The organism is Stenotrophomonas sp. (assembly GCF_031995405.1).
Classification (GTDB): domain Bacteria; phylum Pseudomonadota; class Gammaproteobacteria; order Xanthomonadales; family Xanthomonadaceae; genus Stenotrophomonas.
In genome coordinates this window covers 43,353-57,658 of the sequence record NZ_DAMAGC010000012.1, presented here as the reverse complement: position 1 = coordinate 57,658, position 14,306 = coordinate 43,353, and the positions used below count along the sequence as shown (strand labels likewise).

Annotated in this window: 11 protein-coding genes; 6 read left to right on the top strand and 5 right to left on the bottom strand. The window is 67.5% G+C overall.

The window, feature by feature from the left end; all coding sequences use genetic code 11:
- From RTO53_RS03695 to RTO53_RS03675, 5 genes are all read left to right on the top strand, one after another.
- Positions 1–3,066: efflux RND transporter permease subunit (locus RTO53_RS03695; protein ID WP_312236530.1), on the top strand; the 3,066-nt coding region annotated here is incomplete at its 5' end.
- Positions 3,067–3,341: 275 nt separating this feature from the next.
- Positions 3,342–4,859, top strand: coding sequence for an alanine/glycine:cation symporter family protein (locus RTO53_RS03690; protein ID WP_312236529.1), 1,518 nt, complete (start codon positions 3,342–3,344; stop codon positions 4,857–4,859).
- Between the two features lie 52 nt (positions 4,860–4,911).
- On the top strand, positions 4,912–5,691 hold the full coding sequence (locus RTO53_RS03685) for a TrmH family RNA methyltransferase (RefSeq protein WP_312236532.1): 780 nt from the start codon (positions 4,912–4,914) through the stop codon (positions 5,689–5,691).
- A gap of 498 nt (positions 5,692–6,189) precedes the next feature.
- Positions 6,190–7,188 carry a hypothetical protein gene (locus tag RTO53_RS03680; protein WP_312236528.1) on the top strand — a complete coding sequence of 333 codons (999 nt, stop codon included), beginning with the start codon at positions 6,190–6,192 and terminating at the stop codon, positions 7,186–7,188.
- Between the two features lie 36 nt (positions 7,189–7,224).
- The gene (locus tag RTO53_RS03675; RefSeq protein WP_312236527.1) at positions 7,225–8,694 is read left to right on the top strand and encodes an alanine/glycine:cation symporter family protein; all 1,470 of its coding nucleotides are present in this window, start codon (positions 7,225–7,227) and stop codon (positions 8,692–8,694) included.
- A 43-nt stretch (positions 8,695–8,737) separates the two neighbouring features.
- Here the strand turns inward: RTO53_RS03675 and RTO53_RS03670 are convergent, their stop codons facing one another.
- From RTO53_RS03670 to RTO53_RS03655, 4 genes are all read right to left on the bottom strand, one after another.
- Positions 8,738–10,159: a M28 family peptidase gene (locus tag RTO53_RS03670; RefSeq protein ID WP_312236526.1), complete on the bottom strand. Its 1,422-nt coding sequence runs from the start codon at positions 10,157–10,159 to the stop codon at positions 8,738–8,740.
- 135 nt (positions 10,160–10,294) lie between these two features.
- Positions 10,295–10,699 (bottom strand): large-conductance mechanosensitive channel protein MscL, encoded by a 405-nt coding sequence (gene mscL / locus RTO53_RS03665; RefSeq protein ID WP_312236525.1) that lies wholly within the window; start codon positions 10,697–10,699, stop codon positions 10,295–10,297.
- Between the two features lie 56 nt (positions 10,700–10,755).
- A complete protein-coding gene (locus RTO53_RS03660) occupies positions 10,756–11,463 on the bottom strand; it encodes a fumarylacetoacetate hydrolase family protein (protein ID WP_312236524.1) in 708 nt (235 codons plus the stop codon).
- Positions 11,464–11,594: 131 nt separating this feature from the next.
- A complete protein-coding gene (locus RTO53_RS03655; protein WP_312236523.1) occupies positions 11,595–11,873 on the bottom strand; it encodes a hypothetical protein in 279 nt (92 codons plus the stop codon).
- A 178-nt stretch (positions 11,874–12,051) separates the two neighbouring features.
- On the opposite strand from RTO53_RS03655, the gene RTO53_RS03650 reads away from it, so the two are divergent.
- Positions 12,052–12,399: a Rieske (2Fe-2S) protein gene (locus RTO53_RS03650; protein ID WP_312236522.1), complete on the top strand. Its 348-nt coding sequence runs from the start codon at positions 12,052–12,054 to the stop codon at positions 12,397–12,399.
- A 57-nt stretch (positions 12,400–12,456) separates the two neighbouring features.
- Here RTO53_RS03650 and RTO53_RS03645 read toward each other — a convergent pair whose 3' ends face one another.
- Complete coding sequence (locus RTO53_RS03645; RefSeq protein ID WP_312236521.1) at positions 12,457–14,304, bottom strand: SLC13 family permease; 1,848 nt, start codon at positions 14,302–14,304, stop codon at positions 12,457–12,459.
- Positions 14,305–14,306 lie beyond the last annotated feature (2 nt).

Below are 14,306 nucleotides of genomic sequence, written 5' to 3'. Positions count from 1 at the left end.
CTGGTCGTACTGGGCATCATGTCGTTCACCCGCCTGACCCTGCGCGAACTGCCGGCCATCGATCCGCCGATCGTGTCGGTGTCGGTCGATTACACCGGCGCCTCGGCCGCGGTCATTGAAAGCCGCGTCACCCAGGTGCTGGAAGATGCGTTGGCCGGCATCGAAGGTATCGACACCATCAACGCGCGCAGCTCCAACGGCCGCGCGCAGGTAAGCATCGAGTTCAATGCCAGCCGCGATATCGAGGCGGCCGCCAACGACGTGCGCGATGCGGTCAGCCGTGTCGCCGACCGCATGCCCGAAGAAGCGCGTCCGCCGGAAATCGCCAAGGTCGAATCCGATGCCGACCCGATCATCTGGTTCAACATGGCGTCCTCCACCATGGACACCCTGGAGCTGAGCGACTACGCCGACCGCTACGTGGTGGATCGCTTCTCCAGCCTGGATGGGGTGGCCCAGGTCCGGATCGGCGGCCGCCAGCGCTACGCCATGCGGATCTGGCTGGACCGCGACCAGCTCGCCGCGCGCGGCCTCGCCGTGGGCGATGTGGAAACCGCGCTGCGCAATGAAAACGTGGAACTGCCGGCCGGTCGCATCGAATCGACCGACCGCGATTTCACCCTGCGCGTGGAGCGCAACTACAGCAAGCCCGAGGACTTTGCGACCATCCCGCTGGGCAAGGGCAACGACGGCTACGTGGTACGCCTGGGCGACGTGGCGAAGATCGAACTGGCCTCCTCCGAACGCCGCGCCTACTACCGCAGCAACGGCGAGCCGGGCATCGGCCTGGGCATCGTCAAAACCTCCACCGCCAACGCGCTCGACGTGGCCCGTACCGCGCGCGCCGAGGCCGAGCGCGTCGCGCTGACCCTGCCCGAAGGCACCCGCATCTTCGTCGCCTTCGACAACACCACCTTCATCGAAGCGGCCGTGGACCGGGTGTATGCCACGCTGGTGGAGGCGATGCTGCTGGTGCTGGCGGTGATCTGGCTGTTCCTGGGCAGCTTCCGCGCCGCGCTGATTCCTGCGGTGACCGTGCCGGTGTGCCTGGTCGCCGCGTTCATCGCGCTGTACGCCTTCGGCTTCTCGATCAACCTGCTGACCCTGTTGGCGCTGGTGCTGTGCATCGGCCTGGTGGTGGATGATGCGATCGTGGTAGTGGAGAACGTGCAGCGTCGCATCGACCTGGGCGAACCGCCGCTGGTGGCCTCCAAGCGCGGCACCGCGCAGGTCGCCTTCGCGGTGATCGCCACCACGGCGGTGCTGGTGGCGGTGTTCCTGCCGGTGGGCTTCCTGGAAGGCAATACCGGCCGCCTGTTCCGCGAGCTGGCCGTCGCCCTGGCCGCCGCGGTGGCGCTGTCGGCGTTCGTCTCGCTCACGCTCACCCCGATGATGGCGTCCAAGTTGCTCAAGCCGCATACCGGGCGCGCCCCGCGTGGCCTGCACGGCGTCATCGATCGCAGCCTGGCGCGTGTGTCCGGCGCCTATGGCCGCGTGCTCGAGCGGCATGTGGGCCGCACCTGGATCTACGTCGTGGTGATGCTGCTGTCGCTGCTGGCCAGCGCACTGCTGCTGAAACTGCTGCCCGCCGAACTGGCCCCGGCCGAAGACCGCGGCTCGTTCCAGATCATGATCGACGGCCCCGAAGGCGCCGGCTACGACTACACCGTCGGCCAGGTGCAGCAGGTGGAGAAGATCGTGTCCGGCTTCGTCGGCGACGACAAACCGATCGTGCGCGCCAACCCACGCGTGCCCGGCGGCTTCGGGGCCAGCGAGGAAATGCACACCGGCCGTATCAGCGTGTTCCTGCAACCGTGGAAACAGCGCGAGGTGGCCACCCCGGACGTCGCCGCCGACCTGCAGAAACACCTGGATGGGCTGCGCGGCGTGCGCGTGCGCACCCAGGTGGGGGGCGGGCTGGTCCGCAGCCAGGGCCAGCCGTTCCAGATCGTGCTCGGTGGGCCCGAGTACGCCGAGATCGCGCAGTGGCGCGACCGCATGCTGCTGCGCATGGCCGACAACCCCGGCCTGGTCGGCGTGGACTCGGACTACAAGGAAACCCGCCCGCAGATGCGGGTCAACATCGACCGCCAGCGTGCCGCCGACATGGGCGTGTCGGTCACCGCGATCGGCAGCGCGCTGGAAACCATGATGGGCTCGCGCCGCGTCACCACCTTCGTCGACAACGGCGAGGAGTACGACGTGCTGGTCCAGGCCGGGCGCGATGGCCGTGCCTCGCCGGCCGACCTGGCCGCCATCCGCGTGCGCGCCAGCAACGGCGAACTGGTGCCGCTGTCCAACCTGGTCACCCTCAGCGAAGTGGCCGAGGCCGGCAACCTCAACCGCTTCAACCGGCTGCGCTCGATCACCATCAGCGCCGGCCTGGCCCCGGGCTATCCGCTCGGCGAGGCGATCGCCTGGGCGCAGCAGACCGCGAGCGAAGAACTGCCGCAGCACGCGCAGCTGGACTGGAAGGGCGAATCGCGCGAGTACCAGAACGCCGGCAGCGCGGTGCTCCTCACCTTCGCCATGGCGCTGCTGGTGGTGTACCTGGTGCTGGCCGCGCAGTTCGAGAGCTTCATCCATCCGCTGGTGATCATGCTGACCGTGCCGCTGGGCGTGCTCGGCGCACTGCTCGGGCTGTACGTCAGTGGGGGCAGCATCAACCTGTTCAGCCAGATCGGCATCGTGATGCTGGTCGGGCTGGCGGCCAAGAACGGCATCCTGATCGTGGAATTCGCCAACCAGCTGCGCGACGAGGGCCGCAACGTGCATGCCGCCATCGTCGAATCGGCGGTGGTGCGCCTGCGTCCGATCCTGATGACCTCCATTGCCACGGTGGTCGGCGCGATCCCGCTGGTGGTGGCCGGCGGCCCGGGCTCGGCCAGCCGCGGCACCATCGGCATCGTGGTGATCTTCGGGGTCACCGTGTCCACCTTCCTGTCGCTGTTCGTGGTGCCGGCGTTCTATTCGCTGCTGGCCCCGTATACGCGCTCGCCTGAAGCGGTGGCGCGTGAGCTGGAGCGGCAGGAGGCGGAGACGCCTTCGGTGGGCGGCCATGCCTGATCCGGCGATCTCCCGCATCGTCGGTGCGGGTTCCGTGCTGGGCTGCGCCAGCGACGAGGGGTAGTGCGCGGGCTGCGCAGCCCGTAATCCAGCGTGGGCCCGGAGGCAGCCGGGCATGGCCCGGCTCCACCCGTCGAGGCAGCCGGGCATGGCCCGGCTCTAGCAGGGCCGATGAACCGGTGCTGCTACCGCAGCGGCCCTCGATCGTGGAGAATCGACCCGGTCCCCTCCAGCCGACGGGACGTCCTTTATTTTCCGCCGACTGGAGAGAGCGCGTGGAAGCAGCCGTACATTTTGTCAACAGCATCATCTGGAGCAAGGCACTGATCGCCGTGTGCCTGGGCGCCGGCCTGTTCTTCAGCATCCGGACCCGGTTCATGCAGATCCGGGGCTTCTTCGAGATGTGCCGCCTCACCGTGCAGGGCGAGAAGTCCGACGCGGGCGTGTCCTCGTTCCAGGCACTGGCCATGTCGATGGCCGGGCGCATGGGCATCGGCAACATCGCCGGCGTGGCCACCGCCATCGCCTTCGGCGGTCCCGGCGCGATCTTCTGGATGTGGGTCATGGGCTTCCTCGGCGCCTCCACCTCCTATGTCGAGTGCACCCTGGCGCAGATCTACAAGACCAAGGATGCCGAAGGCCGTTACCGTGGCGGCCCGGCGTATTACATCGAAAAGGCCATGGGGCTGAAGTGGTACGCGCTGGCGTTCGCCGTGGCGACCATCATCGCCGCCGGCTTCCTGATGCCGGGCGTGCAGGCCAACGCGATCGCCGACAGCATCATCAATGCCTGCCGTGGCGGCGCATTGTGCGGCCCGCTGGATGGCCAGTTCATGGGCATGGAATCGGTGCAGGCGCTGAAGCTGGGCATCGGCATCGTGGTGGCGCTGCTGCTGGGCGTGGTCATCTTCGGCGGGGTCAAGCGCATCGCCAACTTCGCCGAAGTGGTGGTGCCGTTCATGGCGGCCGCCTTCATCCTGATGGCCATCGTCATCATGATCATCAACTACGACCGCGTGCCGGAAATGTTCGGCATCATCTTCGACAGCGCCTTCGGCACCCACGCCGCGTTCGGCGCGATGATGGGCCTGGCGGTGGAGTGGGGCATCAAGCGCGGCATCTACGCCAACGAAGCCGGCCAGGGCTCGGGCCCGCATGCTGCAGCGGCCTCGGAGGTCTCGCACCCGGCCAAGCAGGGCTACGTGCAGGCCTTTGCGATCTACTTCGACACCATGATGGTGTGCACTGCCACCGCCTTCCTGATCCTGGCCAGTGGCACGTACAACGTCTACTCGCCGGTGGCCGGTGCCGAGCCGATCTTCCAGGGCCTGGCGGGCATCCCCGAAGGTGCCGGCTATGCGCAGGCCGGCGTGGAAGCGGTACTGCCGGGCTGGGGCGCCTCGTTCGTGTCATTGGCGATCTTCTTCTTCGCCTTCACCACGATCATGGCCTATTACTACATGGCCGAAACCAACCTCAGCTACATCAACCAGAACCGCAAGCGACCGCTGACCGTGCTGGTGCTGCGCCTGGGCATCATCGGCATGGTGGTGTTCGGCGCGTTCCACAACGCGACCCTGGCCTGGGCGCTGGGTGACATCGGCGTGGGCCTGATGGCCTGGTTGAACATCATCGCCATCCTGATCGTGCAGAAGCCGGCGATGCTGGCCCTGCGCGATTACGAACGACAGAAGAAGCTCGGCCTCGACCCGACCTTCGACCCCGATGCCCTGGGCATCAAGAACGCCGATTTCTGGCGTCAACGCAAGCTGGAGTTGTCCCGTAGTGAATGATCCCTGGAAAAACGCCCGCCGCCCGTCCTCGCGACCGCCGCGGGCCACCCCGTTGCCCCCGCGCGAGGGCGGCACGCCGCCACCGCCGGGGCGTGGCAACGACGAACTGCGCCTGTATGGCTGGAACGCGGTGCAGGCGTTGTTCGAGAAGCGCCCGCAGGCGCTGCGCAAGCTGTATCTGGCCGAGTCGCTGATCCCGCGCATGCAGCCGGTGTTGAAGTGGTGCGTGGCCAACCGCGTCGGCTACCGCGTGGTGGAGGAGGGCGATCTCAACAAGCTCGCCGCCACGACCCATCACGAAGGCGTGGTCGCCGACGTGCTGCGCGCGCCGATGCTCGACCTCGATGCGTGGCTGGACACGCTGCCGGCCGGCAGGCCCGCGCTGGCGCTGTGGCTGGATGGCGTCGGCAATCCGCACAACTTCGGCGCGATCCTGCGCTCGGCCGCGCATTTCGGCGTGGCCGGCCTGCTCCTGCCGCCCGGTTCCACCCTGGCCCTGTCCGGGGCCGCCGCGCGCGTGGCCGAGGGCGGTGCCGAATCGGTACCGCTGGTGCGCCTGCCGGAACTGCCGCGGGCGATGGCGCAGCTGCGCCAGGCCGGCTTCGGGCTGGCCGCGACGCTGGTTGACGGCGGCAACGACCTGTTCGCCAGCGATGTACCGGCGCGCCTGGTCTATGTGATGGGCGCCGAAGGCGAGGGCATGGACCGTGAGCTGGCGCAGGACTGCGATCAGCAGTTGTCCATTCCCGGCACGGGGGCGGTGGAAAGCCTCAACGTGGCATCGGCGACGGCGGTGTTGCTGTCGCACTGGTACGCGCGCCAGGCACGCTGAGCAGGACGTGGTTTTCGGGTAGCGCGCTTGCGCGCTTCTCCGACTCGGTGTGATCGGTGTCACCGATAACGTCGTGACTACACGGGATTCGGATTAATCGCATAGTGACCGGCCCATGCGCTGCGTCACAGTGCAAGGCGGTGCTGTGTTGGGTGGGTGAGGAGAGACACCCGCCCAGCGCGGCACCGTTGTCCGGACCGCAGTATGTCTGTGGCGCTCACCGCGTGGGGTGTGACGAGTCCCGGTAGCCCGGTCGCTTTGCGGCCGGGCTTTTTTTCTGCGCGGTGCATTGCAGCCGACAATGATGAGTCGGTGATTGATTGGCGAGGTATTACGCGCATGCGCACCATTCACCGTGCTGCAAAACTCCGTGTGTGCGCCTGTCCACACAACGCTGGATTTCATTGGTTACTCCGTTGTGGCACATGATTGCGCTGTGCAGATTGGGGGCGCGATGCAGAACGCATCGCATCCCTGCCTGTCTGCCGGAGTCGTCCAATGTCCCTGTCCCCATCCCCTGTTTTCCCCTTCGTTTCCCTGTGCCTGGCCAGCGTGCTCGGCCTGGCGTCGACGCCTGCCGTCGCGCAGTCGAACAGCCTCGATGACATCCACTTCACCGGTCCGTTGATCACCCCCAATGCAGCGGGTCTTCCGCACGGGGCGTGGAATGTCGAACCCTACCTGGTGCGCGTGGACAGCGATCACTACTACGATGCCGACGGCAACCGCACACGCAGCAACGGCAGCAGCGGTGCGTGGCTGACCGTGGTGCCGATCGCGCACGGCATCAGCGACCGCGTCACCGCGCAGGTGAACCTCAGCGCGGTGCGTGCCGAATCCGGCGCGTCCCGCAGCGGTGGCTTCCGTGCCGGCGATACCACGGCGCGGCTGCAGTTTCTGCTGCAGGCACCGGACGCCGACGGCGCACGGCCGGCGGTGGCCGTGGCGCTGACCCAGCGCTTTGCCACCGGCAGCTACGATCGCGTTGGCGGCAACCCGCTCAACGCGCAGGGTGACGGCGTGCAGCGCACCAGCGCGGCCGTGGCGGTGCAGCAGGTGTTGTGGTTGCCCAACGGGCGCCCACTGCGCTGGCGCGGTCAGTTCAGCGCCAGCCCGGCACCGTCACGGGTGGCACTGCATGACAGCAGCGTGTATGGCACCGGGCCGGACTTCCGCGGCAGCGTCGCGCGCGGTTCGCTGCTCGGCCTGTCGATGGCGGCCGAGTACAGCATCTCCGCGCGTTGGGTCGGCGTGTTCGAGGTCTCCGCCAGCCGGGAGAGCGACCAGCAGCTGAGCGGCTACGTGCCCGGTGATGACGGCGTCGCCCGACGCATTGAAGAGCGTCGGCCGGCCAGCAGCAGCATCAGCCTCGCGCCGGCCGTGGAGTACCACTTCGCACCGAACGTCGGGCTGATCGCCGGGGTCGAGTTCAGCGTGGGCGGGCGCAACAGCGGGGCCTTCATCAGCCCGCAGATCGCGCTGGCGATGTCGTTCTGATGCGGCCGCAGCCTTACCCATCCAAGGGAGTGTCCCATGCGTTTTGAAGATATCGTTGCCGGCGTGCTGGCCATTGTCTGGAGTCCCGCGCTGGTCGGTCTGTGCCTGCTGGCGGGCCTGTACTTCAGCGTGCGCACGCGGTTCATCCAGCTGCGCGCGCTGCCGGACATGCTGCGCCTGATCTTCCAGTGCCGCAGTTCGGCATCCGGGTTGTCCTCGTTCCAGGCGTTGAGCATGTCCCTGTCCAGTCGGGTCGGCGTCGGCAACATCGCCGGTGTCGCGATGGCCATTGCCTACGGTGGACCCGGGGCGATCTTCTGGATGTGGATCGTCGCCTTCCTCGGCGCATCGACCGCCTTCGTCGAATCCACGCTGGCGCAGATCTACAAGGTGCGCGATGCCGGTGGCATGTACCGCGGTGGCCCGGCGTACTACATCGAGAAGGGCCTGGGCCAGCGCTGGTACGCGGTGCTGTTCGCGTGGAGTACGGTGCTCGGGTGCGGGCTGCTCCTGCCCGGCACCCAGTCCAATGCCATTGTCGGTGCGCTTGATGAAACCTGGGGCGTCTCGGGGGGATGGACGGCGGCGGTCATCACCGTGGTGGTCGGGGTGGTGATCTTCGGCGGCGTGCGCCGCATCGCGCACGTGGCCCAGGTGGTGGTGCCGTTCATGGCGCTGGGCTATCTGCTGGTGGCCGCGCTGGTGATGCTGCTCAACCTGCAGGCCGTGCCGGAGATGTTCCTGCTGATCGTACGCAGTGCGTTCGGCGGCGACGCCGCGTTCGGCGCGATGCTCGGCACGGCGGTCCAGTGGGGCGTGCGCCGCGGGGTCATGTCCAACGAAGCGGGCATGGGCAGCGGCGCGCATCCGGCGGCGGCTGCGGAGGTCTCGCACCCGGTCAAGCAGGGCCTGGTCCAGGCCTTTTCCGTCTACATCGACACGCTGGTGGTGTGCAGTGCCACGGCGTTCCTGATCCTCTCGGCCGGCACCTACAACGTGTACGACCCGGGTTCGGGCGGTGTGGAGATGATCGTGGCCTACGTGCCAGGACTGGAGGCGGGGCCGCGTTTCGTGCAGCAGGCGGTGGAGTCGGTGCTGCCCGGGTTCGGTTCGGCCTTCGTCGCCCTGGCGATCCTGCCCTTTGCCTTCACCACCATCCTGGCGCTGTACTACACCGCCGAGACCAACGTGGTGTATCTCGGTCGCAACCGGCCGGCGCCCTGGATGCTGATGCTGTTCCGCGCGGGGTTTCTCGCGGCGATGGTGTACTCGGCGGTCAACACCGTCACCGTGGCCTGGTCACTGGGCGATATCGGCGTCGGACTGATGACCGGGTTGAACATCGTCGCGTTGCTGCTGCTGCAGAAGCCGGCGCTTGCCGCGCTGGATGATTACGAACGCTCGCGTGGGGCCGGCGTGGACCCGCTGTACGACCCGGACCTGGCCGGGGAACGCGCGGCCGGTGTGTGGCGGCGGATCGCCGTCGTGCACAACCGCGAGGGGTAATGCGGCACCGGCCGTGGCGCGAGCGCGCCACGGCCGGTGTGGATCACTCGTTCGGCGGCGTGGTCGGTTTGGCTTCGCTGCCGAAGCTGCCCTCGGCTTCGGCAGCCAGGTAGGCGAACACCGTGTAGGCGGCCACGTTCTGGGCCAGCGCGGCCGGCTCGATCTTGTCCAGGGTGTCGTCGGCGGTGTGGTGCAGGTTGAAGTAATCGCTGCCGTCCTGCGCCAGCCATGCCCATGCGCCCCCCTTGGCCGCCAGCGGCCCCACGTCCGGGCCCGGGCCACCCTTGTCGGCGGCATATTCGATGCCCAGCGGCTTGAGCACCTGGGCAATCTGGCGGGTCGCTTCGCGCGAGCCTTCCGGATTCGGCGAGCCGGTGTTGAACGCATAGATGCGGCCGGCACCGAAGTCGCTTTCGGCGGCCAGCTGGTGCAGGACGATATCCTTGGCATGCGCCTCGGCATAAGCCTTGCCGCCGTACAAACCCTGTTCCTCGTTGGCGAAGGCGACCACGCGGATGGTGCGCCGGGGCGCCTGCTTGAGCTGGCCGATCAGATGGCCGGCGGCCATGGTGATGGCCACCCCCGCACCGTCATCGATCGCGCCGGTGCCCAGGTCCCACGAATCCAGATGCCCACCGATCACCACCACTTCCTTGGGCAGGCTGCGCCCGGTGATCTCGCCGATCACGTTGTAGGAGGTGGCCTTGCCGTCCCAGCCGCAGTCCAGGGTGAGCTTGAGCGTGGTGCTGCCCAGCGCCACCAGGCGCGCCAGCTGGTTGGCATCGGGCACCGACAACGCCGCTGACGGCACCGGGGTGAGACCCTCATCGAAGCGGGTGATGCCGGTGTGCGGCACGCGGTGCGAGTCGGTACCGGCCGAACGCATCACAAAGCCCACCGCGCCCTTGCGGATCGCCTCGGACGGGCCCTTGCTGCGCACCGCGCCGCCGTTGCCGTAGTCGCGGCCGTCGCGGTAGGCGGTCATCTGGTAATCGACGAACGCGATCTTGCCGGTCAGCGAGCCGGCCGGGGCGGCCTGCAGCGCGGCCAGGTCGGCAAAGCGCACCACCTCGGCCTCGACCGTGCCGCCCGGGCTGCCGCCCAGCGCGGTGATGGTCAGCGGCTGGGCGTGCTTGCCGGTGACCTGGGCATGCTCACTGCGACGCTCCCACTTGGGGAAGGTGACCGGCTCGGTCCACACCTTGTCAAAGCCCAGTGACTTGAACTTGGCCACGGCCCAGGCCACGGCACGGGGATCGGCTTCACCGCCGGCGATGCGCGGGCCGATCTCGGTGGTCAGCGATTCGACCACCTTCCAGCCGGTGTCGTCCTTGAGCGCCTGCTCACGCAGTTCGGCGGCGGTGGCCAGCGATTTGGGCGGCAGCGTGGTGGTGCCGGTCGCCGCAAAGGCCGGCGCGGCCAGCAGGGCGAGGGAGGATGCGATGGCAAGGACGCGGCGACGCATGGACAACTCCGGGAAACGGGACGGAAGTCTCCGAGCTTAGCAGCCTGCCAGCGCCGCACATGGCCGGTAGGTCATGGTTGTGCGGACGCTGATTTCCATACGCGAAAGCCCCGCCGGAGCGGGGCTTTCGATGCCTCAGCGCTTGAGGTTGTCGCGGATCTCGCGCAACAGCAGCACTTCTTCAGCCGGTGCGGCCGGTGCGGCTTCCTTCTTGCGGGCCAGACGGTTGATGAACTTGACCACGATGAAGATCGCAAAGGCCACGATCACGAACTGGACCAGGGTATTGAGGAAATCGCCGTAGCCGATCACCACCGCCGGGATCTCCTTGCCGTTCTCGGCAATCCGGGCCGGGGCCAGGGTCCAGGCCAGTTCGGAGAAATCCACCCGCCCGATCAGCCAGCCCAGCGGCGGCATGATGATCTTGTCCACCAGCGCGGTGACGATCTTGCCGAACGCCGCGCCGATGACCACACCGACCGCCAGGTCGATGACGTTGCCACGCATGGCGAATTCTTTGAACTCAGTCAGTACGCCCATCGGGCTCTCCTGTCGTTGGGGGAATCAAGGGACGCTGCAGCCTAACGCAGCGATTGTCATCCGGCGATGATGCCGTGGCGCTCGGCCACGTTCTCCAGCCGCGCGCTGAAACGGTCGCCCGGCTTCAACGCAGCCACGCCCGAGGGGGTGCCCATGAAGACCAGATCGCCGGCCTTCAGTGCCCACAACTTGGACAGCTCGTGCAGGATCTCCGGCACGTTCCAGATCATCTGGTCCAGCAGCGACTGCTGGCGTACTTCGCCGTTGATCTCCAGCGACAGGTTGAGCGCGGCCAGATCGCCCACTTCCGCGGCCGGCACCAGTTCGCTGACCGGCGCGGACTGATCGAAGCCCTTGGCAGGATCCCACGGATGGCCCTTGGCCTTGGCCTGCGCCTGCAGGTCGCGGCGGGTCAGGTCCAGGCCGACGCCGTAGCCGAACACCAGCGCTTCGGCCTGGTCGACCGGCAGCTCGCCGGCAGGTGCATCGCGGCCGATCGCCACCACCAGCTCCACTTCGTGGTGCAGGTCCGAGGTCGCCAGGGGGTAGGGGATCACGTCGTCATGCCCGACCACGATCGCATCGGCCGGCTTGCTGAAGAACATCGGACGGCCGCGATCATCGGCGGCCGGCACGGCCGCGCCCATTTCGCGCGCATGGTCGGCGAAATTGCGCCCGACACAGTAGATGCGGCGCACCGGGAAGGTGCCGCCACCGGCAACCGGAATGCGCGGTTGTTCGGGCGTGGGGATTACATCGGTCATGCTCGCGTCCTGTCACGTAAGGTCACGGGCAGTCTAGAACGTGCGCGCGCGGCATGCCACGCCGAGGCGTGGCGGTTCGCGTTCAATGCGGGAAAGACCGACGACGCCGCGCGGCCCCGCGCGGCGGACGATCAACGCGACAGCGGCAAGGCCTGCTTGCGCACCACGCGGTACTCGGCGTCGACCACGTGCGGGTCGCTCGGACGCGCATTCTGCTTGCGCTGGGCGAGCAGCTTCCATGCCAGGCCGGCGATGATCATCGCCGCACCCACGAACACCCCGACAAACACCAGCGCGGCCAGGATCGCCAGGCCCAGCAGACCCACCGCAACGCGCACCAGCGGATGGCGCGGCTTGCGCGGCGCGAACAGGGTGCGGAACGAGTTGAACTGGAAGAAGCGGTTGTACATGGCGTTTCTTTGGCTGAAGTCAGCGAACCCCGAGTATCCGGGGTGGCCACTGTCATTGAGTGAAAAACTCGTTAAACGACACGGCTGTTCATTTCAAATCAATGACTTGTGTTCATCGCGCAGCCAGTCATATGAGGGCGTGAGAGAATGCGATCCCGTTATACGACTGCCGCTCGCCATGCCTGCACCTGATACCGCCGTAGCCGCGTTGATCGCGCTGGACGCCATTGCCGAGGCCGGATTCGCCGAGGTGGACGCGACCCTGGACGGTGACAGCGAGTCGCTGGTGCTGTATCGGCAAGGCGATGACGTACGCGGCTGGCTGAACATCTGCCCGCACGCCGGCCGCCGCCTGGACTGGGCGCCGGGCCAGTTCCTCAAAAGCCGCGAAGGACACCTGGTGTGCGCTGCGCATGGAGCGTCGTTCTCGCTGGACGACGGCGCCTGCGTGGCCGGGCCCTGCAAGGGCGATCGCCTGCGTGCGGTAGCGCTGCAGGTGCGCGACGGCCAGGTGTGGCTGGCCTGACGGCCTGCGTCACGCAGCGCGACCGCTCACCCATCCACGCCCTGCGTGGATGCCGCCTCAGAACATCAGGTTGATCATCAGCACCACCACGATGGTGTAGATCAGCGACAGCGGCGCGCCCACCCGCCACAGCTCGCGCGGTGTGTAGTTGGCCGGGCCGGTGATCATCGAAATCACCGGGTTGGAGGCGGTCATCAGGTTGTTGGACGCCGACAACGCGACGATCAACGCGAATGCGGTCGGATTGCCACCGGCGGCCAACGCCAGGTTGACCGCGATCGGCACCATCACGATGGTCGCCCCCACGTGGCTGATCACCAGCGAGAACATCGTGGTCAACAGCGCCAGCGCGATCTCCAGCACCCACACCGGGATGCCGGTGGGCAGGCGGTCGATGGTGTGGCCGGCGATCCAGGCGGCCGCGCCACTGCTGTCCATCGCCCAACCCAGCGGGATCAGCCCGGCCATCATGAAGATGGTCTTCCAGTTGATCGAGGCGTAGGCCTCGTCCATGCGCAGCACGCCGGTCAGCAGCATGCCGGCCACGCCGGTCATCAGGGTCAGCGCCACCGGCAGCTTGGAGGTCAGCGCGATCAGGATGGTGATGGCGAAGATGCTCATCGCGATCTTGAACTTGTGCGGGCGCTGCTCGCCCTTGGGATAGTCGGTGACCACCACGAAGTCGCGACTCTTGGCGGCCTGCGCCAGGTCGGTCCAGATGCTGTGGAACACCAGCATGTCGCCAGCGCGCAGCGCCACGTTGCGCACGTCCTCGCGGATCACCTGCTTGTCGCGGTTGATCGCCAGCAGGCTGATGCCGCGCTGCTTGCGCAGGCGCAGTTCCGAGGCGCTCTTGCCGATCACGTCCGAGGTCGGCGGGATCACGGCTTCGGAAATACCCGCGCGGCTGGGATTGAACAGGTCGCCCAGGTGCTTCAGGCGGGAGGACATCCGCAGGAACTGGTTCTGCGCGAAGTCGCCCACCTGCTGGCGCGCGCCCATCACCCCGAGCACGCTGCCGACCCAGATGCGCATTTCCGCCGGCGGTGCCAGGCGGGTGTCGTTGCCGGTTTTGAGCGCGAGCAGCAGTGGCGCATCGTGCACGTTCTCGGCCTCGCCCAGGGTCATACCGACCAGCGGGCTTTCGGCGGTGACCACCAGCTCGAATACGTCGCCTTCGATGCCGTAGGTCTTGGCGAAGTAGCTTTCGGTGCGGGCCGGGGTGACGCCATCGTTGGCCAGGGTTTCTTCCTCGACCAGCTTGCGGTCGCCGAAGTAGCGGAAGTACAGCAGCGAGGCGATCAACAGCGCCACGCCGATCGGCAGCGGCGCGAACATCCGCAGCGGCTCGATGGTGGCCAGGCCCGAGGGCAGGTTGTTGTTGGCCGAGGCCAGCAGATCGTTCAACAGGATCAGCGGCGAGTTGCCGACCATGGTCAACGCGCCGCCCATCACGATCGCCGCGGCGATCGGCAGCAGCAGCCGCTGCAGGGTCAGGCCGGTGCGCGCGGCCAGCCGCGAGGCGACCGGCAGGTACAGCGCCATCACCGAGGGGTTCTGCATGAACGAAGAGTTCAAGCCGGCGATGGCGGTGGTCATCATCAACAGGCGCGTTTCAACGCCGTGCCCGCGCCGCAGCAGCCAGGCCGCCAACCGGTTCAAGGCCCCGGTGCGGTCCAGGCCCGCACCGAGAATGGTGGTGGCGATGATGCTCATCACCGCGTTGCCGGAGAAGCCGCCGAAGATTTCCTCCGGCGCGATCAACCCGGTCACGCCCAGCACCACCAGCACCACCAGCGCCACCACATCGGCGCGGATGCGCTCGAACAGGAACATCGCCATCGTGAAGCCGACCAGCCCAAGGACGAGCTTCATGTCGGTGGTCAGCGTCAGCGCGTTGTCCATGG